The organism is Pantoea sp. R13S299 (genome assembly GCF_048515925.1).
Lineage (GTDB): Bacteria > Pseudomonadota > Gammaproteobacteria > Enterobacterales > Enterobacteriaceae > Pantoea.
The window spans coordinates 75,042-90,936 of sequence record NZ_JBLYEF010000004.1; the positions used below are offsets into that span (position 1 = coordinate 75,042).

The 15,895-nt window shown below is 55.3% G+C and carries 14 protein-coding genes; 9 read left to right on the forward strand and 5 right to left on the reverse strand.

Going from position 1 to position 15,895, the window contains the following annotated elements; all coding sequences use genetic code 11:
• The first annotated feature begins 17 nt into the window (after window positions 1–17).
• The 4 genes from ACN1CO_RS17420 to ACN1CO_RS17435 are packed head-to-tail and all read left to right on the forward strand — an operon-like array spanning window position 18 to window position 6,348.
• On the forward strand, window positions 18–473 hold the full coding sequence (locus tag ACN1CO_RS17420) for a hypothetical protein (protein WP_419140052.1): 456 nt from the start codon (window positions 18–20) through the stop codon (window positions 471–473).
• Between the two features lie 15 nt (window positions 474–488).
• Complete coding sequence (gene tamA / locus ACN1CO_RS17425) at window positions 489–2,228, forward strand: autotransporter assembly complex protein TamA (RefSeq protein ID WP_419140053.1); 1,740 nt, start codon at window positions 489–491, stop codon at window positions 2,226–2,228.
• Complete coding sequence (tamB, locus tag ACN1CO_RS17430) at window positions 2,225–5,992, forward strand: autotransporter assembly complex protein TamB (protein ID WP_419140054.1); 3,768 nt, start codon at window positions 2,225–2,227, stop codon at window positions 5,990–5,992. The genes tamA and tamB overlap by 4 nt, the downstream gene beginning before the upstream one ends.
• Window positions 5,993–5,994: 2 nt before the next feature.
• Entirely contained in the window at window positions 5,995–6,348 is a 354-nt protein-coding gene (locus tag ACN1CO_RS17435) for a gamma-glutamylcyclotransferase family protein (protein ID WP_008925784.1), read from the forward strand.
• Window positions 6,349–6,407: 59 nt separating this feature from the next.
• On the opposite strand, the gene ppa is transcribed toward ACN1CO_RS17435, so the two are convergent.
• From ppa to ACN1CO_RS17450, 3 genes are all read right to left on the reverse strand, one after another.
• Window positions 6,408–6,938 (reverse strand): inorganic diphosphatase, encoded by a 531-nt coding sequence (ppa, locus tag ACN1CO_RS17440; RefSeq protein ID WP_033734022.1) that lies wholly within the window; start codon window positions 6,936–6,938, stop codon window positions 6,408–6,410.
• 100 nt (window positions 6,939–7,038) lie between these two features.
• A complete protein-coding gene (locus ACN1CO_RS17445) occupies window positions 7,039–7,488 on the reverse strand; it encodes a DUF441 domain-containing protein (RefSeq protein WP_419140055.1) in 450 nt (149 codons plus the stop codon).
• A 61-nt stretch (window positions 7,489–7,549) separates the two neighbouring features.
• A complete protein-coding gene (locus ACN1CO_RS17450) occupies window positions 7,550–7,960 on the reverse strand; it encodes a lysozyme inhibitor LprI family protein (RefSeq protein WP_419140056.1) in 411 nt (136 codons plus the stop codon).
• Between the two features lie 168 nt (window positions 7,961–8,128).
• On the opposite strand from ACN1CO_RS17450, the gene ACN1CO_RS17455 reads away from it, so the two are divergent.
• Window positions 8,129–9,688, forward strand: a complete 1,560-nt coding sequence (locus ACN1CO_RS17455) for a methyl-accepting chemotaxis protein (RefSeq protein ID WP_419140057.1) — start codon at window positions 8,129–8,131, stop codon at window positions 9,686–9,688.
• 60 nt (window positions 9,689–9,748) lie between these two features.
• Here ACN1CO_RS17455 and fbp read toward each other — a convergent pair whose 3' ends face one another.
• Window positions 9,749–10,756 (reverse strand): class 1 fructose-bisphosphatase, encoded by a 1,008-nt coding sequence (fbp, locus tag ACN1CO_RS17460; protein ID WP_090966175.1) that lies wholly within the window; start codon window positions 10,754–10,756, stop codon window positions 9,749–9,751.
• A gap of 168 nt (window positions 10,757–10,924) precedes the next feature.
• Between fbp and mpl the strand changes: the two genes are divergently transcribed.
• Both mpl and ACN1CO_RS17470 read left to right on the forward strand, forming a co-directional pair.
• On the forward strand, window positions 10,925–12,277 hold the full coding sequence (gene mpl / locus ACN1CO_RS17465) for a UDP-N-acetylmuramate:L-alanyl-gamma-D-glutamyl-meso-diaminopimelate ligase (RefSeq protein WP_419140058.1): 1,353 nt from the start codon (window positions 10,925–10,927) through the stop codon (window positions 12,275–12,277).
• 347 nt (window positions 12,278–12,624) lie between these two features.
• Window positions 12,625–13,365 carry an oligogalacturonate-specific porin KdgM family protein gene (locus ACN1CO_RS17470; RefSeq protein WP_419140059.1) on the forward strand — a complete coding sequence of 247 codons (741 nt, stop codon included), beginning with the start codon at window positions 12,625–12,627 and terminating at the stop codon, window positions 13,363–13,365.
• Window positions 13,366–13,405: 40 nt separating this feature from the next.
• On the opposite strand, the gene yjgA is transcribed toward ACN1CO_RS17470, so the two are convergent.
• Window positions 13,406–13,951, reverse strand: coding sequence for a ribosome biogenesis factor YjgA (yjgA, locus tag ACN1CO_RS17475; protein ID WP_419140060.1), 546 nt, complete (start codon window positions 13,949–13,951; stop codon window positions 13,406–13,408).
• A 115-nt stretch (window positions 13,952–14,066) separates the two neighbouring features.
• On the opposite strand from yjgA, the gene pmbA reads away from it, so the two are divergent.
• Together pmbA and cybC are read left to right on the forward strand one after the other, a co-directional pair.
• Window positions 14,067–15,407, forward strand: coding sequence for a metalloprotease PmbA (gene pmbA, locus ACN1CO_RS17480; protein ID WP_419140061.1), 1,341 nt, complete (start codon window positions 14,067–14,069; stop codon window positions 15,405–15,407).
• Between the two features lie 63 nt (window positions 15,408–15,470).
• Window positions 15,471–15,857: a cytochrome b562 gene (cybC, locus tag ACN1CO_RS17485; protein ID WP_419140062.1), complete on the forward strand. Its 387-nt coding sequence runs from the start codon at window positions 15,471–15,473 to the stop codon at window positions 15,855–15,857.
• Window positions 15,858–15,895: the final 38 nt, after the last annotated feature.

Here is a 15,895-nt window from a genome sequence, read left to right on the forward strand (position 1 = left end):
TCCAAAGGGTTATCCACTTGTCATTTTTGGCCTGGGCAGCGTGGGTAAGCGCAAACAGAGTTGGTTTATCCGTGAAACAGAGCTATCCGTGCCAAAAATGTCTGCGCCAGTTCGACAACAAAGTAAATGTCGGGGCAGAAATGAAAACAGGCGGAATGCCTGTGGTGGCAGATTATAGCAGGAGCACTTATCAGGCCGCCAGAGGGCAAACCGCCGCTTCAGACAGCATTAGCGGCCAGAGCGGCCGGTTATCGGGTCAGATTTATCTGAGTGAGTCATTCTGGACTGATCATTCCCTCCCGCAGGAGTTGTATCGCTACCCCCATTTACCGACAATAGCCGCGTTATTTGAGTTAGAAGTCGATTTTGCGCCGCCGTTTGCCATAAAGTGCGGCTATGATGAGGATGTTGCCGTTGCGGTAGTGCGGGCAAAGATGATTAATAAGCGCCCCGCGGAAAAGGGGCCGGCATGATTAACAGGAGTACAGGTGCCACGATTTTATGTTTATTGCATAGCTGGCCTGCTGCTTGCCGTGCCCGCCCTTGAGGCGGCGACCGTGCGATTACAGGTAGATGGCTTAACCGGGGATCTGCAAAAGAATGTCAGAGCGCGCCTCTCCACCATCGGCAACGATGAGGTTTCGAATGATGGCCGTTTTCGTGCACGTGTCTCTGTTGCGATAAAAGAGGGACTGCGCGCGCTTGGTTACTATGAGCCGACCATCGATTTTGAATCCCGCCCCGCGCCTGCAAAAGGTGGACGGCCAGTCCTGCTGGCCCATGTCACGCCTGGCGTACCGGTAAAAATCGGCGGCAGCAACATCGTGGTCGAAGGCGATGCGCGTAATGATCCCGACTACAAAGCCTGGGTGAAGCAGGGCCGCCCAAAAGTCGGTACGCAGCTCAACCACGGGCAATATGACAAATTCAAAAGCGGCTTCTCTAATCTTGCGCTGCGTAACGGCTATTTCGACGGCAACTTTAAAAAAAGCCAGCTCGGCGTCTCAGTTGAACGACATGAAGCGTTCTGGGATATCGACTACGACAGCGGCGAACGCTATCGCTTTGGTGACGTCACTTTCAAGGGTTCGCAGATCCGCGAAGAGTATCTGCAAAATCTGGTGCCCTTTAAAGAAGGGGACTACTACAGCTCCCGCGATTTAGCTGAGCTGAACCGCCGCCTCTCCGCTACCGGCTGGTTTAATTCGGTAGTGGTCGCGCCGGAATTCAGCAAGGGACGACAGACTAAAGTGCTGCCGCTGAGCGCCGTGATGTCACCCCGCACCGAAAACACTATTGAAACCGGCGTCGGCTACTCGACAGACGTCGGTCCGCGCCTGAAAGGCACCTGGAAAAAGCCGTGGATTAACGACAGCGGCCACAGCCTTGCGGCCAGCGCCTACGTGTCCGCGCCGGAACAGCAGGTCGACCTCAGCTATAAAGTGCCACTGCTGAAAAGCCCGCTGGAGCAGTACTACACCTTCTCCGGTGGTCTGAAGCGCACCGATCTTAACGACACCAAAGCGGACACCACCACGCTGGCGATGTCGCGCAACTGGGACAGCAGCAGCGGCTGGCAGAAGGCGGTCAACCTGCGCTGGAGCCTGGATCACTTTACGCAGGCCAGCGTGACCAACACCACCATGCTGATCTATCCCGGCGTCAGCGTTAACCGCACCCGTTCACGCGGCGGTCTGATGCCGACCTGGGGCGATTCACAGCGCTACTCCGTCGACGTTTCCGATACCACCTGGGGTTCCGATGTCGACTTCCTGATCCTGCAGGCGCAAAACGTCTGGATCCGTACTTTAGGCGACAGTCATCGCTTCATCGCGCGCGGCAATCTTGGCTGGATCGAAACCAACGACTTTGACAAGGTTCCGCCGGATCTGCGCTTCTTCGCCGGTGGCGACCGCAGTATTCGCGGCTACAAGTACAAAAACATTTCACCACGTGATGACGACGGCAAGCTTACCGGTGCATCAAAACTCGCCACCGGCTCGCTGGAATATCAGTACAACGTTACCGGTAAATGGTGGGGCGCGGTGTTTGTCGACTCAGGTGAAGCGGTTAACGACATCAAACAGAGCGATATCAAAACCGGTGCGGGTATCGGTGTGCGCTGGTCTTCACCGGTTGGTCCCATCAAATTTGATATTGCCAGACCTATCGGGGATGACGAGGAGCATGGATTGCAATTTTACGTAGGACTGGGGCCTGAACTATGAAGCTGTGGAAAAAGGTCCTGATCGGTATTCTGATCTTTCTGGTTGTGCTGTTGGGTGGCGTGGCATTTTTAATCGGGACCACGCCGGGGCTGCACTTAGTGCTCAAGGGCGCGTCGCGCTGGGTGCCGGGTCTGTCGATCAAACAGGTCGATGGCGGCTGGCGTAACCTGACGCTTAACGGTCTGCGTTACGAAATGCCAGGCGTCAGCGTTGATGCCGGGCAAATCCATCTGGCGGTGGATCTCAACTGCCTGCTGCACTCCTCTGTCTGCGTTAACGATGTCTCCCTGCGTGATATCAGCGTGGTCGTCGACAGTAAGAAGATGACGCCTGCCGCACCGGCCCCGGAAGAGGAGAGTGGCAACACTAACCTCAGCACGCCATATCCGATCACGCTGAGTCATCTTGGCCTGCACAACATCAATGTCAAAGTTGATGACACCGCAATCTCGCTGCTCGATTTCACTACCGGCCTGCAGTGGCAGGATCGCGCGCTGACGCTGAATCCGACCCATATCCAGAGCCTGCTAATTGCGCTGCCGAAAGCGGCGAAAGTGGTGAAGGAAGAGGTGGTCGATCCGAAAGTGCAGCAGCCGCATCCCGCCGAGAAACCGCTGGGTGAAACGCTGCAGGCGATGTTTGCGCAACCGCTACTGCCTGCGCTGCCCGATTTTCGTCTGCCGCTGGATATTGACGTGCAGCAGATTCTGGGTGAACAGCTGCGCATTACTGGCGACACCGATATCTCCGTCAGCCGCCTGCTGCTGAAAGCCAGAACCGCCGATCGTCAGATGCAACTGTCCACGCTGGAAGTAGACTCTAATCTTGGCAACCTGAAGGGTAGCGGACAGGCGACGCTGGCGGATAACTGGCCGGTCGATTTCTCCCTGAACGGCACGGTCAATACCGATCCAATTAAAGGCGAAAAGCTGGCGCTGAAACTTAACGGCGCGATGCGCGACGAGCTGAAACTGGGGCTGAACCTCGCAGGTCCGGTGAATGCGCAGCTGGATGCGACGACCCAGCTGGCCGTCGCGGGACTGCCGTTGTCACTACAGCTGACCAGTCCGCAGCTGCGCTGGCCGCTAACCGGACCAATCCAGTATCAGGCCGATAACCTGGACTATCAGTTCAAAGGCAAAGCCACCGACTATGTGATGTCACTGCAGACCGCTGTGAAGGGCGAATCGGTGCCACCCGCTACTATCTCGCTGACCGGTAAAGGCAACGTTGAGCAGTTCAGCCTCGATCGCCTGCGCGTAGCCGCGCTGCAGGGCAATATCGATCTCACCGCGCTGGTGGACTGGAGTAAGGCAATCAGCTGGCGCAGTGAACTGACGCTGGCGGGGATCAACACCGCGAAACAGTATCCCGACTGGCCCGCGCGGCTGGATGGCAAAATCACCACTCGCGGCAGTCTGTATGGTGGCACCTGGCAGCTGAGCGTGCCCCAGCTTCAGCTGAAAGGAAACGTGAAGCAGAACGCTGTGACCGCTGATGGCTCACTGACCGGTAATAGCTACAACCAGTGGACGGTGCCGGGCATTAAGCTGGCGCTGGGTCGCAACCATCTGGATGTCAAAGGGGCGCTGGGCGACAGTCTGGACCTTGATGCCACTGTTGATGCGCCACAGCTCGACAATGCGCTGCCTGGTCTGGGTGGCGTCGTCAACGGCACCATCAAAGCGCGTGGCACCCTGAAAGCCCCGCAGCTACTGGCCGATCTCAATGCCCGTGGTCTGCGCTGGCAGCAGATGCAGATTAATCGCGTCACCCTGAATGGCGATGTCCGTTCCGGCGAGCAGGTGGCGGGTAAACTGCAACTGCGCGTCGAGCAGCTAAAGCAGGATGCGCTGAACATCAGCCTGCTGACGCTGAATGCGGACGGCAACGAGCATCAGCATCAGCTGAAGCTTAACGTGCAGGGTAAACCGGTCTCGGGTCAGCTGGCGCTGAACGGCAGCTTTGATCGCCAGACCGAACGCTGGAAAGGCTCGCTGAACGATACCCACTTTGATACGCCCGTCGGCGAGTGGCGTCTGACGCGTGCCATGGCAATCGACTATCTCAACAGCAGCCAGACGGCGACCATCGGGCCACACTGCTGGCAGAACCCCAATGCGCAGCTCTGTGTGCCGGAACCGGTTGAAGCGGGCCCGGCAGGTCATGCGCATGTGGTGCTGAACCGCTTTGACCTGGCGATGGTGAAGCCATTTATGCCGGAGGCGACGCAGCTCAGCGGCCTGTTCAGCGGTGATGTACGCGTCAACTGGACGGCTGACGGTGGCCTGCCGACCGGCACCGTGGCGCTGAAAGGCAACGGCGTGAAAGTGGTGCAGGATGTGCAGGGCAATAGCCTGCCTGTCGCCTTTGATACGCTGAACCTTAATGCCGCGCTGCAAAACGGACGCGCTAAGCTCGACTGGCTGATCCGCATCGCCAAAAACGGGCAACTGGATGGCAACGTGCAGATCGACGATCCGCAAAACCGCCGCACGCTGGGCGGTAACGTCAACATCCGCAATATCTCGCTGGCGATGATCAATCCGGCGCTGATGCAGGGCGAGAAGATCAAAGGCAGCCTGAACAGCAGCCTGCGCCTGGGTGGCAGTGTGCAGCAGCCGCAGGTGTTTGGTCAGCTTGGCCTGACGGGTGTCGATGTGGATGGCAACTTTATGCCGGTCGATCTCACTGCCGCTAACCTGAATCTGGTGTTCAACGGCATGAGCTCCACCCTGAACGGGCTGGTGCAGACGGCTCAGGGCAACATCAACCTCAGCGGTAACGCCGACTGGAGTCAGCTCGATAACTGGCGTGCGCGCATTGCGGCGAAGGGCAGTCGGGTTCGCGTGACCGTGCCGCCGATGGTGCGCATGGATGTCTCGCCGGATCTGGTGTTTGAAGCGACGCCAGCCGCCTTTAACCTTGATGGCAGCGTCGATATTCCATGGGCGCGCATCACGGTGCAGGAAGTGCCGGAAAGCGCGACTGGCGTTTCGTCGGATGAGGTGATGCTGGATAAACAGCTGAAGCCGATTGCACCGCAAACCGCCGCGATTCCGATTAACAGTAATCTGGTCATCCACGTCGGCAACGATGTGCGGCTCTCTGCGTTTGGCCTGAAAGCGAAGCTGAATGGCGATCTGAAAATGGTGCAGGATAAGTCAGGGCTTGGCCTGAATGGGCAGATCAACATTCCATCGGGTCGCTTCCACGCCTATGGTCAGGATCTGATCGTGCGTAAAGGTGAGCTGCAGTTTGCCGGTCCGCCGGATCAGCCTTACGTCAACCTGGAAGCCATCCGTAATCCGGATGCGACTGAAGATGGCGTCACTGCGGGTCTGCGCGTTACCGGTCTTGCGGATGAACCTAAAGCGGAAGTCTTCTCCGATCCGGCGATGTCGCAACAGGAAGCGCTTTCTTACCTGCTGCGTGGTCAGGGATTGGGCAAAGACGGCGACAGTAACGCCCTCACTTCGGCACTTGTTGGCTTAGGGGTTGCACAAAGTGGGCAGGTTGTGGGTAAAATCGGGGAGACCTTCGGTGTCAGCAATCTCGCTGTTGATACTGCCGGTGTTGGCGACAGCCAGCAGGTGCAGGTCAGCGGCTATGTGCTACCGGGTCTGCAGGTAAAATACGGTGTTGGCATATTTGATTCACTGGCGACGTTAACCTTGCGTTACCGCCTGATGCCTAAGCTCTATCTGGAAGCCGTGTCCGGTGTGGATCAGGCTCTCGATTTGCTCTATCAGTTTGAGTTTTAGCAATGCGAATAATTGTCTACGGCAGTTTACGGCGCAAACAGGGAAACAGTCACTGGATGACCAATGCGCAGTGGCTGGGTGATCACCAGATTGAAGGCTTTGAGCTTTACAGTCTGGGACATTATCCCGGCGTCATAGAGGGCAATGGCGCGGTACATTGTGAGGTGTACCGCATTGATGCCTCAACCCTTGCGGAGCTGGATGCGCTTCGCACCAAAGGGGGAGAGTACAAACGTTTTCTGACTCAGACGCCGTTTGGCAGTGCATGGCTTTATGTCTATCAACGCTCAGTGGCAGGACGCCAGCGCATTATGAGTGGTGACTGGCTGAAGCGCGATGAGGAGCCAGAGGCCTGAACAAAAACACCGTCCAGTTGGACGGTGTTTTTTTTTCGACTCACAAACCGGCAGCAGAATTACTTCTTCTGTGCGCGCTCGTAAGAGGCGATGATTTCAGCTTTAGCGGCTTCGGCGTTATCCCAGCCATCCACTTTCACCCATTTGCCTTTTTCCAGATCTTTGTAGTGTTCAAAGAAGTGGGTGATCTGTGCACGCAGCAGTTCTGGCAGGTCGTTCACATCTTTGATGTGATCGTACTCTTTAGACAGTTTGGTGTGCGGAACGGCAACCAGTTTGGCATCTTCGCCAGACTCGTCGGTCATTTTCAGCACGCCAACCGGACGGCAGCGGATCACTGAGCCTGGGACCAGTGGATACGGGGTCGGAACCAGTACGTCAACCGGATCACCATCCAGAGAAAGGGTATGGTTGATGTAGCCGTAGTTGCACGGATAGAACATGGCGGTAGACATGAAACGGTCTACAAACAGGGCACCAGACTCTTTATCAACTTCATATTTGATCGGATCAGCATTTGCTGGGATCTCAATGACAACGTAGATATCTTCTGGCAGGTCTTTACCTGCTGGCACCTGGTTCAAACTCATCTGGCATTCCTTCAGTAGTCGTATGTTGAGTGTCGGCTATTATAGCCAACTGACTCTGAAAGTATGCCCTCTTTTTGGCGTTTCGGAATGCGCCCAAACGCTACTTAGCCGTGACAAATAATGAAACAATGCCTGCGGCAATCAGTGGCCCTACCGGCACGCCCCGGAAGAACGCCACGCCAATCACTGTACCAATCAGCAGCCCCCCGATCACCGAAGGTTGCACGCTCATAAAGTTCACGCCACGACCGCCCAGCCAGGCGACAAAAATCCCCACCAGAATCGCCACAATTGACTTCCAGTTAGCAAAAGATTTGAGCAGCGCGGAGGCAGGCAGTGAGCCGCTGGCCAGCGGGGCCATCACCGCGACGGTAAGAATAATGATGCCTAAGGTAATGCCCTGTTTTTCGACGTAGGGGAAGAACTGGGCCAGCGGGGTAATTTTGATTGCCAGCAGCACCAGAATGGAGATGGTGACCGCATTGTTGTGAACGAAATAACTCAGTACGGCGAGGCCGATCAGAATGATGGTCGAGGCGTAAGCAGCCATGGTTTGTCCCTGAAGGTTATTGAACGCGCTGACTTCCGTCAGCGCAAAAGCCTGTTATCGATCAGCAGTCATCGGGGTTCGCACAACTGTTTTTAGCCAGTGACTGCAACATCAACGCCTGATTCCGCACCAGGCTCAGACTCTGGGCGCTCAGCGCGACGCTACCCAGCGTTCCCTGAGAGCTGAGCTGACTGCGGCTCGCCGCCAGCCAGCTGTCGCGGTAGCTCAGCCAGGCACGCTGAGCGGCACGCAGTTTATTTTTTGGTTCGCCGGTCAGGGTCTTCATCAGTGTGTTGTACTGCTTATTCATCTCCTGATCCCACACCTGACTGGCCGCCGCGTAGCACTGGTTCATGGCAAGCGTAGTCGGGGCATTATTGAGGCAGCGATCGGGCGAGGCCTCCTGGGGCATATCCTCTGCCAGCGCTGATGTGCTGAGACACAGCAGCATCAGAAACAATCCTGGTTTCATTCTTTTCTCCGGATAACGGAAGGGCGGCGATCAGCTTGATGGATGTTTCTGTGATGATCAAGTTGTTAACACTAATCACAATTAAAGTTTCGGACCGTTACTGCCGATAATTCCTCCGCTTTAGGGCCGCTTGAAATTCGCCTTTTCACATACACGGAAACTATCAGGATGAAACAGTTATCACTTCGCACGGGGTTGCTGGCATTGCTGGCATTCATGACACTGCTGCTGTTGGCGGTGAGTTTTATGGGTATCGTGGCTATTAACAAAGGGAATCGCTCGCTGGATGTGATCAACCGCATTCAGGGGATCGAGCTGAACAGTCTGTATAAGAGCAATTCAGACCTGATGCGGGCCCGCGCTAACGCGGCGCTGGCGGTACGTAAAATTGAAATTGGTATGCTGGAAGAGGGTGCGGCAGTCACTAAACTGTCGCAGGCAGATGTGGTGTCATCGCAGAAACACCTGAAGCGTTTTGTGGATGCCGGAACGGTGACGGCGCACGGCAAAATGCTGGCGGATGCGGTTTCAGCCAGTTACAAAGCCTATCTCGACCAGGGCATCAAACCGATGATGGACGCGCTGGACAAGCAATATACCGACGAATATTACCAGCTGCTGGAAGGCAACCTGGCGACACTGGCGGCAAGCTACGATAAGGCAGTAAATGACTTCAGCCAGCTGGCCGATCAGATCACCCAGGCCCAGCTGGCAGAGGCGGCCCACAACGAAACCAAAATGAAAATCCTGATCGCGGTAGCGGGCGTATTAACGCTGCTGCTGCTGGTGCTCGCCTGGCAACTGCTGCGCCGGATGCTGCTACAGCCGCTGAACCTGGCGATTGTCCATCTTGAGCAGATCGCGGCGGGCGATCTGTCGCAGGCGCTGCCACCGTCCAGCAACAATGAGCTGGGTCGGCTGAACCATGCGCTGAGCGGGATGCAGCAGTCGTTGCGTACCTCGGTGAGTCAGGTGCGCGAAGCGAGTATGCAGATCGACATCGGTAGCCGTGAACTGGCGGCGGGTAACGTTAATCTGTCGCAGCGCACCGAGGAGTCTGCCGCCTCGCTGGAGCAGACGGCGGCCAGTATGGAGCAGCTCACCGCCACGGTGCGGCTTAACGCCAGCAACGCCCAGCAGGCACATCAACTGGCTAATGCGGTCTCTGATACCGCCGATCGCGGCGCGGAAGTCGTCTGCTATGTGATGGAAAAAATGCATGAGATTACCGACAGCTCCAATCGTATCGGCGACATTCTCAGCGTGATCGACGGCATCGCCTTCCAGACTAACATCCTGGCGCTCAACGCCGCCGTGGAAGCGGCGCGTGCAGGCGAACAGGGCCGTGGCTTTGCAGTGGTAGCGAATGAGGTGCGCACGCTGGCACAGCGCAGTGCTAACGCCGCCAAAGAGATCCGCACGCTGATCAGTGATTCACAGACGCGGGTCAAAGAGGGCACCGAGATGGCGACGCGCGCGGGTGAAACTATGGATGAGATTTCTGGCGAGGTCATGCGCGTCACGGCACTGATGAAAGAGATCTCGATGGCCTCCGACGAGCAGAGCCGTGGCATTGAGCAGGTCAATCTGGCCGTCACGCAGATGGATGCAGCAGCGCAGCAGAACGCCGCGCTGGTGGAGCAGGCAACCGCCGCGACTCAGTCGCTGGAAGCGCAGTCCGATCAGCTTCAGGCAACCATGGCGCAGTTCAGATTGCAGACGGCGTAAAAGCAAAAAGGGCGCGAAATCGCGCCCTTTTTATATAACTCTTTTTATACCACTGCCAGATTAACCCTGACGGCAATCCGGGAACTCAGCCAGGAAACGCTCAACGTCGTTAACCATCGCCTCATTACCGCAGTAGAACGGGCAACGCTGATGCAGCGTGACCGGTGGAATATCCAGAATACGTCTCTGACCGTCGGTAGCTTTACCGCCCGCCTGCTCGGCCAGGAACGCCATCGGGTTGCACTCATACAGCAGACGCAGCTTACCCTGAGGATGGCTGGCGGTGCTTGGATAGAGGTAGATGCCGCCTTTCAGCAGGTTACGATGGAAATCCGCCACCAGCGAGCCGATGTAACGTGAGGTATAAGGACGATGCGTTGGCAGATCCTCTTCCTGACAGAACTTCAGATATTTCTTCACACCCTGCGGGAAACGAATGTAGTTACCTTCGTTGATCGAGTAGGTGTAACCGGTTGGTGGATAGGTCATACGCTCGTGACTGAGGCAGAACACACCCAGTGACGGATCGTAAGTAAACGCATGCACACCTGCACCAGTGGTATAAACCATCATGGTGGATGAGCCGTAGACCACGTAACCCGCAGCAACCTGCTTGTTGCCTGGCTGCATGAAGTCCGCTTCAACGACTGGCGTGCCAGGTTCGCTGACGCGATGATAAATAGAGAAAATGGTGCCGACGGAAACGTTAACGTCGATGTTAGAAGAACCATCCAGTGGATCCATTAACACTACGTACTTACCGTTTTCCTCACCTTCAAAGATAACGAACTCGTCTTCTTCCTCAGAAGCGATACCGGCGACGATGCCACGTGCTTTCAGAGCTGCCTTCAGTTTTTCGTTAGCAAACAGATCCAGTTTCATCTGCTGTTCGCCCTGAATATTCTCCACGCCGCTGGTTCCGAGGATATCCACTAAACCGGCTTTATTAATGTCGCGGTGGATAATTTTGGCACCCAGCTTGATAGCTGAAATCAGCGCCGTCAGTTCACCTGTGGCGTGCGGAAAGTCGTGCTGCTTCTCGACGATAAATTCGCCCAACGTTTTCATAACACATTCCCTGAATCTTCGATGGAGTGGCAGCACGCGTAACAGTCTGCCAACGGATGCGTACGCAGTTTAGCCGAATGAACTTCAAAAACCATAGTCCTAATCCGTTTCTTCCGTCTGCGACCGGCGTTACACTGTGCGCCGAACTTTTGAGTAATGGATCATGTTATGCGCATTCACATCCTCGGGATTTGTGGCACTTTTATGGGCGGTCTGGCGATGCTGGCTCGTTCACTTGGTCATCAGGTGACCGGTTCAGATGCCAACGTTTATCCGCCAATGAGTACCCTGCTCGAACAGCAAGGTATTGAATTAACAGAAGGTTACGACGCCAGCCAGCTTGATCCGGTGCCTGACTTAGTCATCATCGGCAATGCGATGACGCGCGGTAACCCCTGTGTGGAAGCGGTGCTGGAACGCAACATTCCTTACCTCTCTGGCCCACAGTGGCTGCACGATTTCGTGCTGCGCGATCGCTGGGTGCTGGCCGTGGCCGGAACCCACGGCAAAACCACCACAGCAGGCATGGCAGCGTGGATTCTCGAGGCGTGCGGCCTTGAACCCGGCTTCATTATTGGTGGTGTGCCTGGAAACTTCGATGTCTCGGCAAAATTAGGAAAAAGTCCATTCTTCGTGATTGAAGCGGATGAGTACGACTGCGCGTTTTTCGACAAGCGTTCCAAGTTTGTCCATTACTGCCCACGCACCCTGATCCTCAATAACCTTGAGTTTGATCACGCCGATATCTTTGACGATCTGCGGGCGATCCAGAAGCAGTTCCACCATCTGGTGCGGATCGTGCCGGGGCAGGGCAAGATCCTGCTGCCGGAACATGATCCTAACCTCAAACAGGTGATGGCGATGGGCTGCTGGAGCGAGCAGGAGAGCGTGGGCGAGCACGGGCGCTGGCAGGCGAAGAAGCTGACTAACGATGCCTCTCACTGGGAAATCTGGCTCGACGGCGAGAAAGTCGGGGAAGTGAACTGGGGACTGGTTGGCGAACACAACATGCATAACGGACTGATGGCAATTGCTGCCGCGCGGCATGTGGGTGTGAAACCGGAAGATGCAGGCCAGGCACTGAACACCTTTATCAATGCGCGTCGCCGGCTGGAGCTGCGTGGCGAAGTCAACAGCATCAAAGTCTATGATGACTTCGCGCACCATCCAACCGCGATTCTGGCGACGCTGGCTGCCCTGCGCAGCAAAGTCGGCGGCAGAGCGCGCATCCTGGCCGTGCTGGAGCCACGCTCCAACACCATGAAGATGGGCGTCAGCAAAAACGACCTGGCCCCGTCACTGGCGCGAGCGGATGAAGTCTTCCTGTTCCAGCCGCACCATATTCCGTGGCAGGTTTCAGACGTGGCAGAAGCGTGCATTCCGCCTGCGCACTGGAGCGCGGATATCGATACCCTGGTAGAGATGGTGGCCAAAGCCGCACAGCCAGGCGATACGATTCTGGTTATGAGCAACGGCGGGTTTGGTGGCATTCACCAGAAGCTGCTGGACAGGCTGGCATAACATCAGGGGCGCCCTTATCGGGCGCCTTTTTTAAAAGCATTATTCCCGACAATATTATTCCCTCAATCAATACTGCATATTTTGAATTCGATCTGCTCACTCTTCCTGTTATTGCCATATATCCCCTGTTAGTGTCTGAAAGAGAAAGGCTCCTCCTGCCGGTTATTTCTAGCATCATCCTGGTTGCTGATTAAATAAATAAAATCAGAAGCGTTATAAGTTTAATTAACAGGTTTATTTATGCGTAACCTTATATCAGGACGGATTTTAAATATAAGTTAACTCTGGGTTAAATGAATGGATCTGGATAATTCATTGCTCTGATTGCTACCAATAAGGATGGTGTTATGGGAAATAATAAATCATTAACCTTTTTTGTGGGTGCGGCGCTGCTAAGCACTTCTGCCACAGCGCTGGCGACCGCTACCGTTGACTACCGTCATGAGTACCGCCTTCGTGACCGCACACACTATGACAAGCTGGGTCTGAGCACCACGCTGCCGGACAATATGTTTCTCGGCGTCGAAACCAAATTCAAAACCGGCGGTGCAGATCCGAAAGACAAATATTATAACGACACCGTGTTAAACGTGGTGGAAGTGACCTTTCTGAAATCGTATTTCTGGGGAAACTGGACGCTGTCGCCTTTTATCCAGCCCGAATTTAACTCCTCACGTACCGAATGGAAATTTGGTGTAGCACCCTGGTATAAAATTAATGACCGCTGGTCTGTCGGCGGATTATATCGTCTTGAGCTGACAGATTATGCGCATGAGGATCAATGCCGCACCGGTGGCATTGATTATTGTGATACTGACCGGCATCGTACTGCTAACCGTTTTGATCTCTATCTGCGGAATAAAACCGATCGGCTTACCACCACCTATAAGCTGGTGTATAAGCACGCGGATGCGAAACTGTTTGCCAATAAACATGATGACTACGAGCAGGAATTACAGTTCGATTATGCGCTTGGCAACGATCGCGTCTGGGTGCCTTACGTCACCTTTGGCGATATCGGACGTTCGGCTACATCGAGCGAACGCCAGCTGCGGCTGCGCACCGGTATTCTCTACATTTATCGCTAAATGCTCTGCCGGGAGGCGGGCGAGGCTGCCCGCCATGGCATTACTTCGCTTCGGCCAGTTCGCGCAGGTACTGGAAAATCTGACGGGCAGACTTCGGCGGCTTATTGCCCGTTTTCTCTTTCTGTGCGTTACGGATCATGCTGCGTAACTGCTGACGATCGGCTTCGGGATAGAGCGCAATCACGTCACTCATCGCCTCATCGCCTTGCTCAATCAGACGATCGCGCAGCATTTCCAGTTTATGGAACAGCGCAACCTGCTGGTTATGACGATTATTAAGCTTATCCAGCGCAACGCGGATCGGCTCCACATCAATACTGCGCAGCAGTTTGCCGATCAGCTGCAGCTGACGGCGGCGACCCTCTTTCTTGATGCGCTGCGCCAGCTCGACTTCGGCACGCAGGCGCTCATCCAGCGGGATTTTATCCAGCGAGTTTTTACCCAGCTCAACCAGTTCGGCACCCAGGCGCTTTAACTCTTCTGCATCGCGTTTAATTTCACTCTTACTGACCCAGATAATCTCTTCATCTTCTTCTTCGTCATTATCTGGCACATCGTCGAGCCACTCATCGGGCTGTTTGGTCATTTCCGGGCTCCCAAAAAAAAGAGGCTAATCCTACCAGTTTATCGGGTGACTGCGAAATTGTTCTCTGACTCTGATAGACTCAAATCATTCACACATAAGATTAGACGGCAGGTCGATGAACGTATCTACTCAGGTTGCAGAACAGCGAAAAGTACTGGAGCAGGCCATTGCGCAGGCACTTGAACTGGCTAAAGCAAGCACTGACAGCGCGGAAGTGGCAGTCAGTAAAACCACCGGCATCGGGGTCAGCACCCGCTATGGCGAAGTGGAAAACGTCGAATTCAACAGCGACGGTGCGCTGGGCATCACCGTTTATCATCAGAATCGTAAAGGCAGCGCCTCATCGACCGACCTCAGCCCGGACGCGATCAAACGTACCGTGCAGGCGGCGATTGATATTGCGCGCTACACCTCGCCCGATCCGTTTGCCGGACCGGCCGACGCAGAGCTGCTGGCCTATGATGCGCCGGACCTGGATCTCTACCATCCGTGGGAGATTGATGCTGACCGTGCCATTGAACTGGCTGCGCAGGCAGAACAGGCGTCTCTGCGTGCAGACAAGCGTATCACCAATACCGAAGGTGGCAGCTTCAACAGCCACGTCGGCATCAAAGTCTTTGGCAACAGTCACGGCATGTTGCAGAGCTACTGCTCAAGCCGCCACTCGCTCTCCAGTAGTGTGATTGCCGAGCAGGATGGCAACATGGAGCGCGACTACGCCTACACCATTGGCCGCGCCTTTGAAGATCTGAAAAGCCCGGAGTGGGTCGGTGCAGAGTGCGCACGCCGCACGCTCTCCCGTCTGGCTCCGCGTAAACTCCCAACGATGAAAGCCCCGGTGATTTTTGCCTCTGAAGTGGCGACCGGCTTATTCGGTCATCTGGTTGGCGCGATTAGCGGCGGCAGCGTTTACCGTAAGTCAACCTTCCTGCTGGATTCCATGGGTCAGCAGATTCTGCCGGAGTGGCTCACCATCAATGAGCAGCCGCATCTGCTGAAAGGGCTGGCCTCTACGCCTTTTGACAGCGAAGGCGTGCGGACTCAGGCGCGCGACATCATTAAAGATGGCGTGCTGCAGACCTGGCTGCTGACCAGTTACTCAGCCCGTAAACTCGGCCTGACCAGCACCGGTCACGCTGGCGGCATTCATAACTGGCGCATTGCCGGTCAGGGCCACAGCTTTGACGAGCTGCTCAAGCAGATGGGCACCGGATTAGTCGTGACCGAGCTGATGGGCCAGGGCGTCAGCGCCATTACCGGTGATTACTCACGCGGTGCGGCCGGTTTCTGGGTCGAGAATGGTGTTATTCAGTACCCGGTCAGCGAAGTCACCATCGCCGGAAATCTTAAAGACATGTGGCGCAACATGGTGACGATTGGTGACGATATTGAAACCCGTAGCAATATTCAGTGCGGTTCCGTGTTACTGCCTGAGATGAAGATAGCGGGACAATAAAGATGAATTCCTGAAGCAGCCTGTTGGCTGCTTTTTTTTCATCACAATAAAAAGGAAGTAATGATGCGTAAGCATGTAATTGCAATGTTGTCGGCTTCTCTGTTGTTCTCCAGCGTCAGCCTCTATGCGGCGGATCTGGAGCAGGATATGGACACGCTGAATGCGAACCTGAAAATCGTCAAGAAAAGTGACAATGCTCAGGAGATGCAACAGGCGTTAACTAAAATGCGTGCCGCGGCGCAGGATGCTAAAAAATCGACGCCGGATAAGCTGGAAGGTCAGCCTGCTGACAGCGCGCAGGTCAAAGATTATCACGCGGGCCTCGACTCACTCATCGCACAGATCGACGTGGTCAGCGCGCTGGCGAAAGCCAACAACGTGGAGGGCGCAAAGCGCGAAGCGGCTAAATTTGATGACATCCGCAATACCAACCATAAGAAATTCCGTTAATCCGATCGCCGGTCAGCCCGACCGGCGCTCTTTTACCA

Coding starts and splice junctions, on each gene's coding strand:
- ACN1CO_RS17450 (WP_419140056.1), bottom strand. CDS start 7,960: ATGAAACCAGGATTGTTTCTGATGCTGCTGTGTCTCAGCACATCAGCG.
- ACN1CO_RS17435 (WP_008925784.1), top strand. CDS start 5,995: ATGCGAATAATTGTCTACGGCAGTTTACGGCGCAAACAGGGAAACAGT.
- yjgA (WP_419140060.1), bottom strand. CDS start 13,951: ATGACCAAACAGCCCGATGAGTGGCTCGACGATGTGCCAGATAATGAC.
- fbp (WP_090966175.1), bottom strand. CDS start 10,756: ATGAAAACGTTGGGCGAATTTATCGTCGAGAAGCAGCACGACTTTCCG.
- ACN1CO_RS17455 (WP_419140057.1), top strand. CDS start 8,129: ATGAAACAGTTATCACTTCGCACGGGGTTGCTGGCATTGCTGGCATTC.
- ACN1CO_RS17445 (WP_419140055.1), bottom strand. CDS start 7,488: ATGGCTGCTTACGCCTCGACCATCATTCTGATCGGCCTCGCCGTACTG.
- cybC (WP_419140062.1), top strand. CDS start 15,471: ATGCGTAAGCATGTAATTGCAATGTTGTCGGCTTCTCTGTTGTTCTCC.
- mpl (WP_419140058.1), top strand. CDS start 10,925: ATGCGCATTCACATCCTCGGGATTTGTGGCACTTTTATGGGCGGTCTG.
- pmbA (WP_419140061.1), top strand. CDS start 14,067: ATGAACGTATCTACTCAGGTTGCAGAACAGCGAAAAGTACTGGAGCAG.
- ACN1CO_RS17470 (WP_419140059.1), top strand. CDS start 12,625: ATGGGAAATAATAAATCATTAACCTTTTTTGTGGGTGCGGCGCTGCTA.
- ppa (WP_033734022.1), bottom strand. CDS start 6,938: ATGAGTTTGAACCAGGTGCCAGCAGGTAAAGACCTGCCAGAAGATATC.
- tamB (WP_419140054.1), top strand. CDS start 2,225: ATGAAGCTGTGGAAAAAGGTCCTGATCGGTATTCTGATCTTTCTGGTT.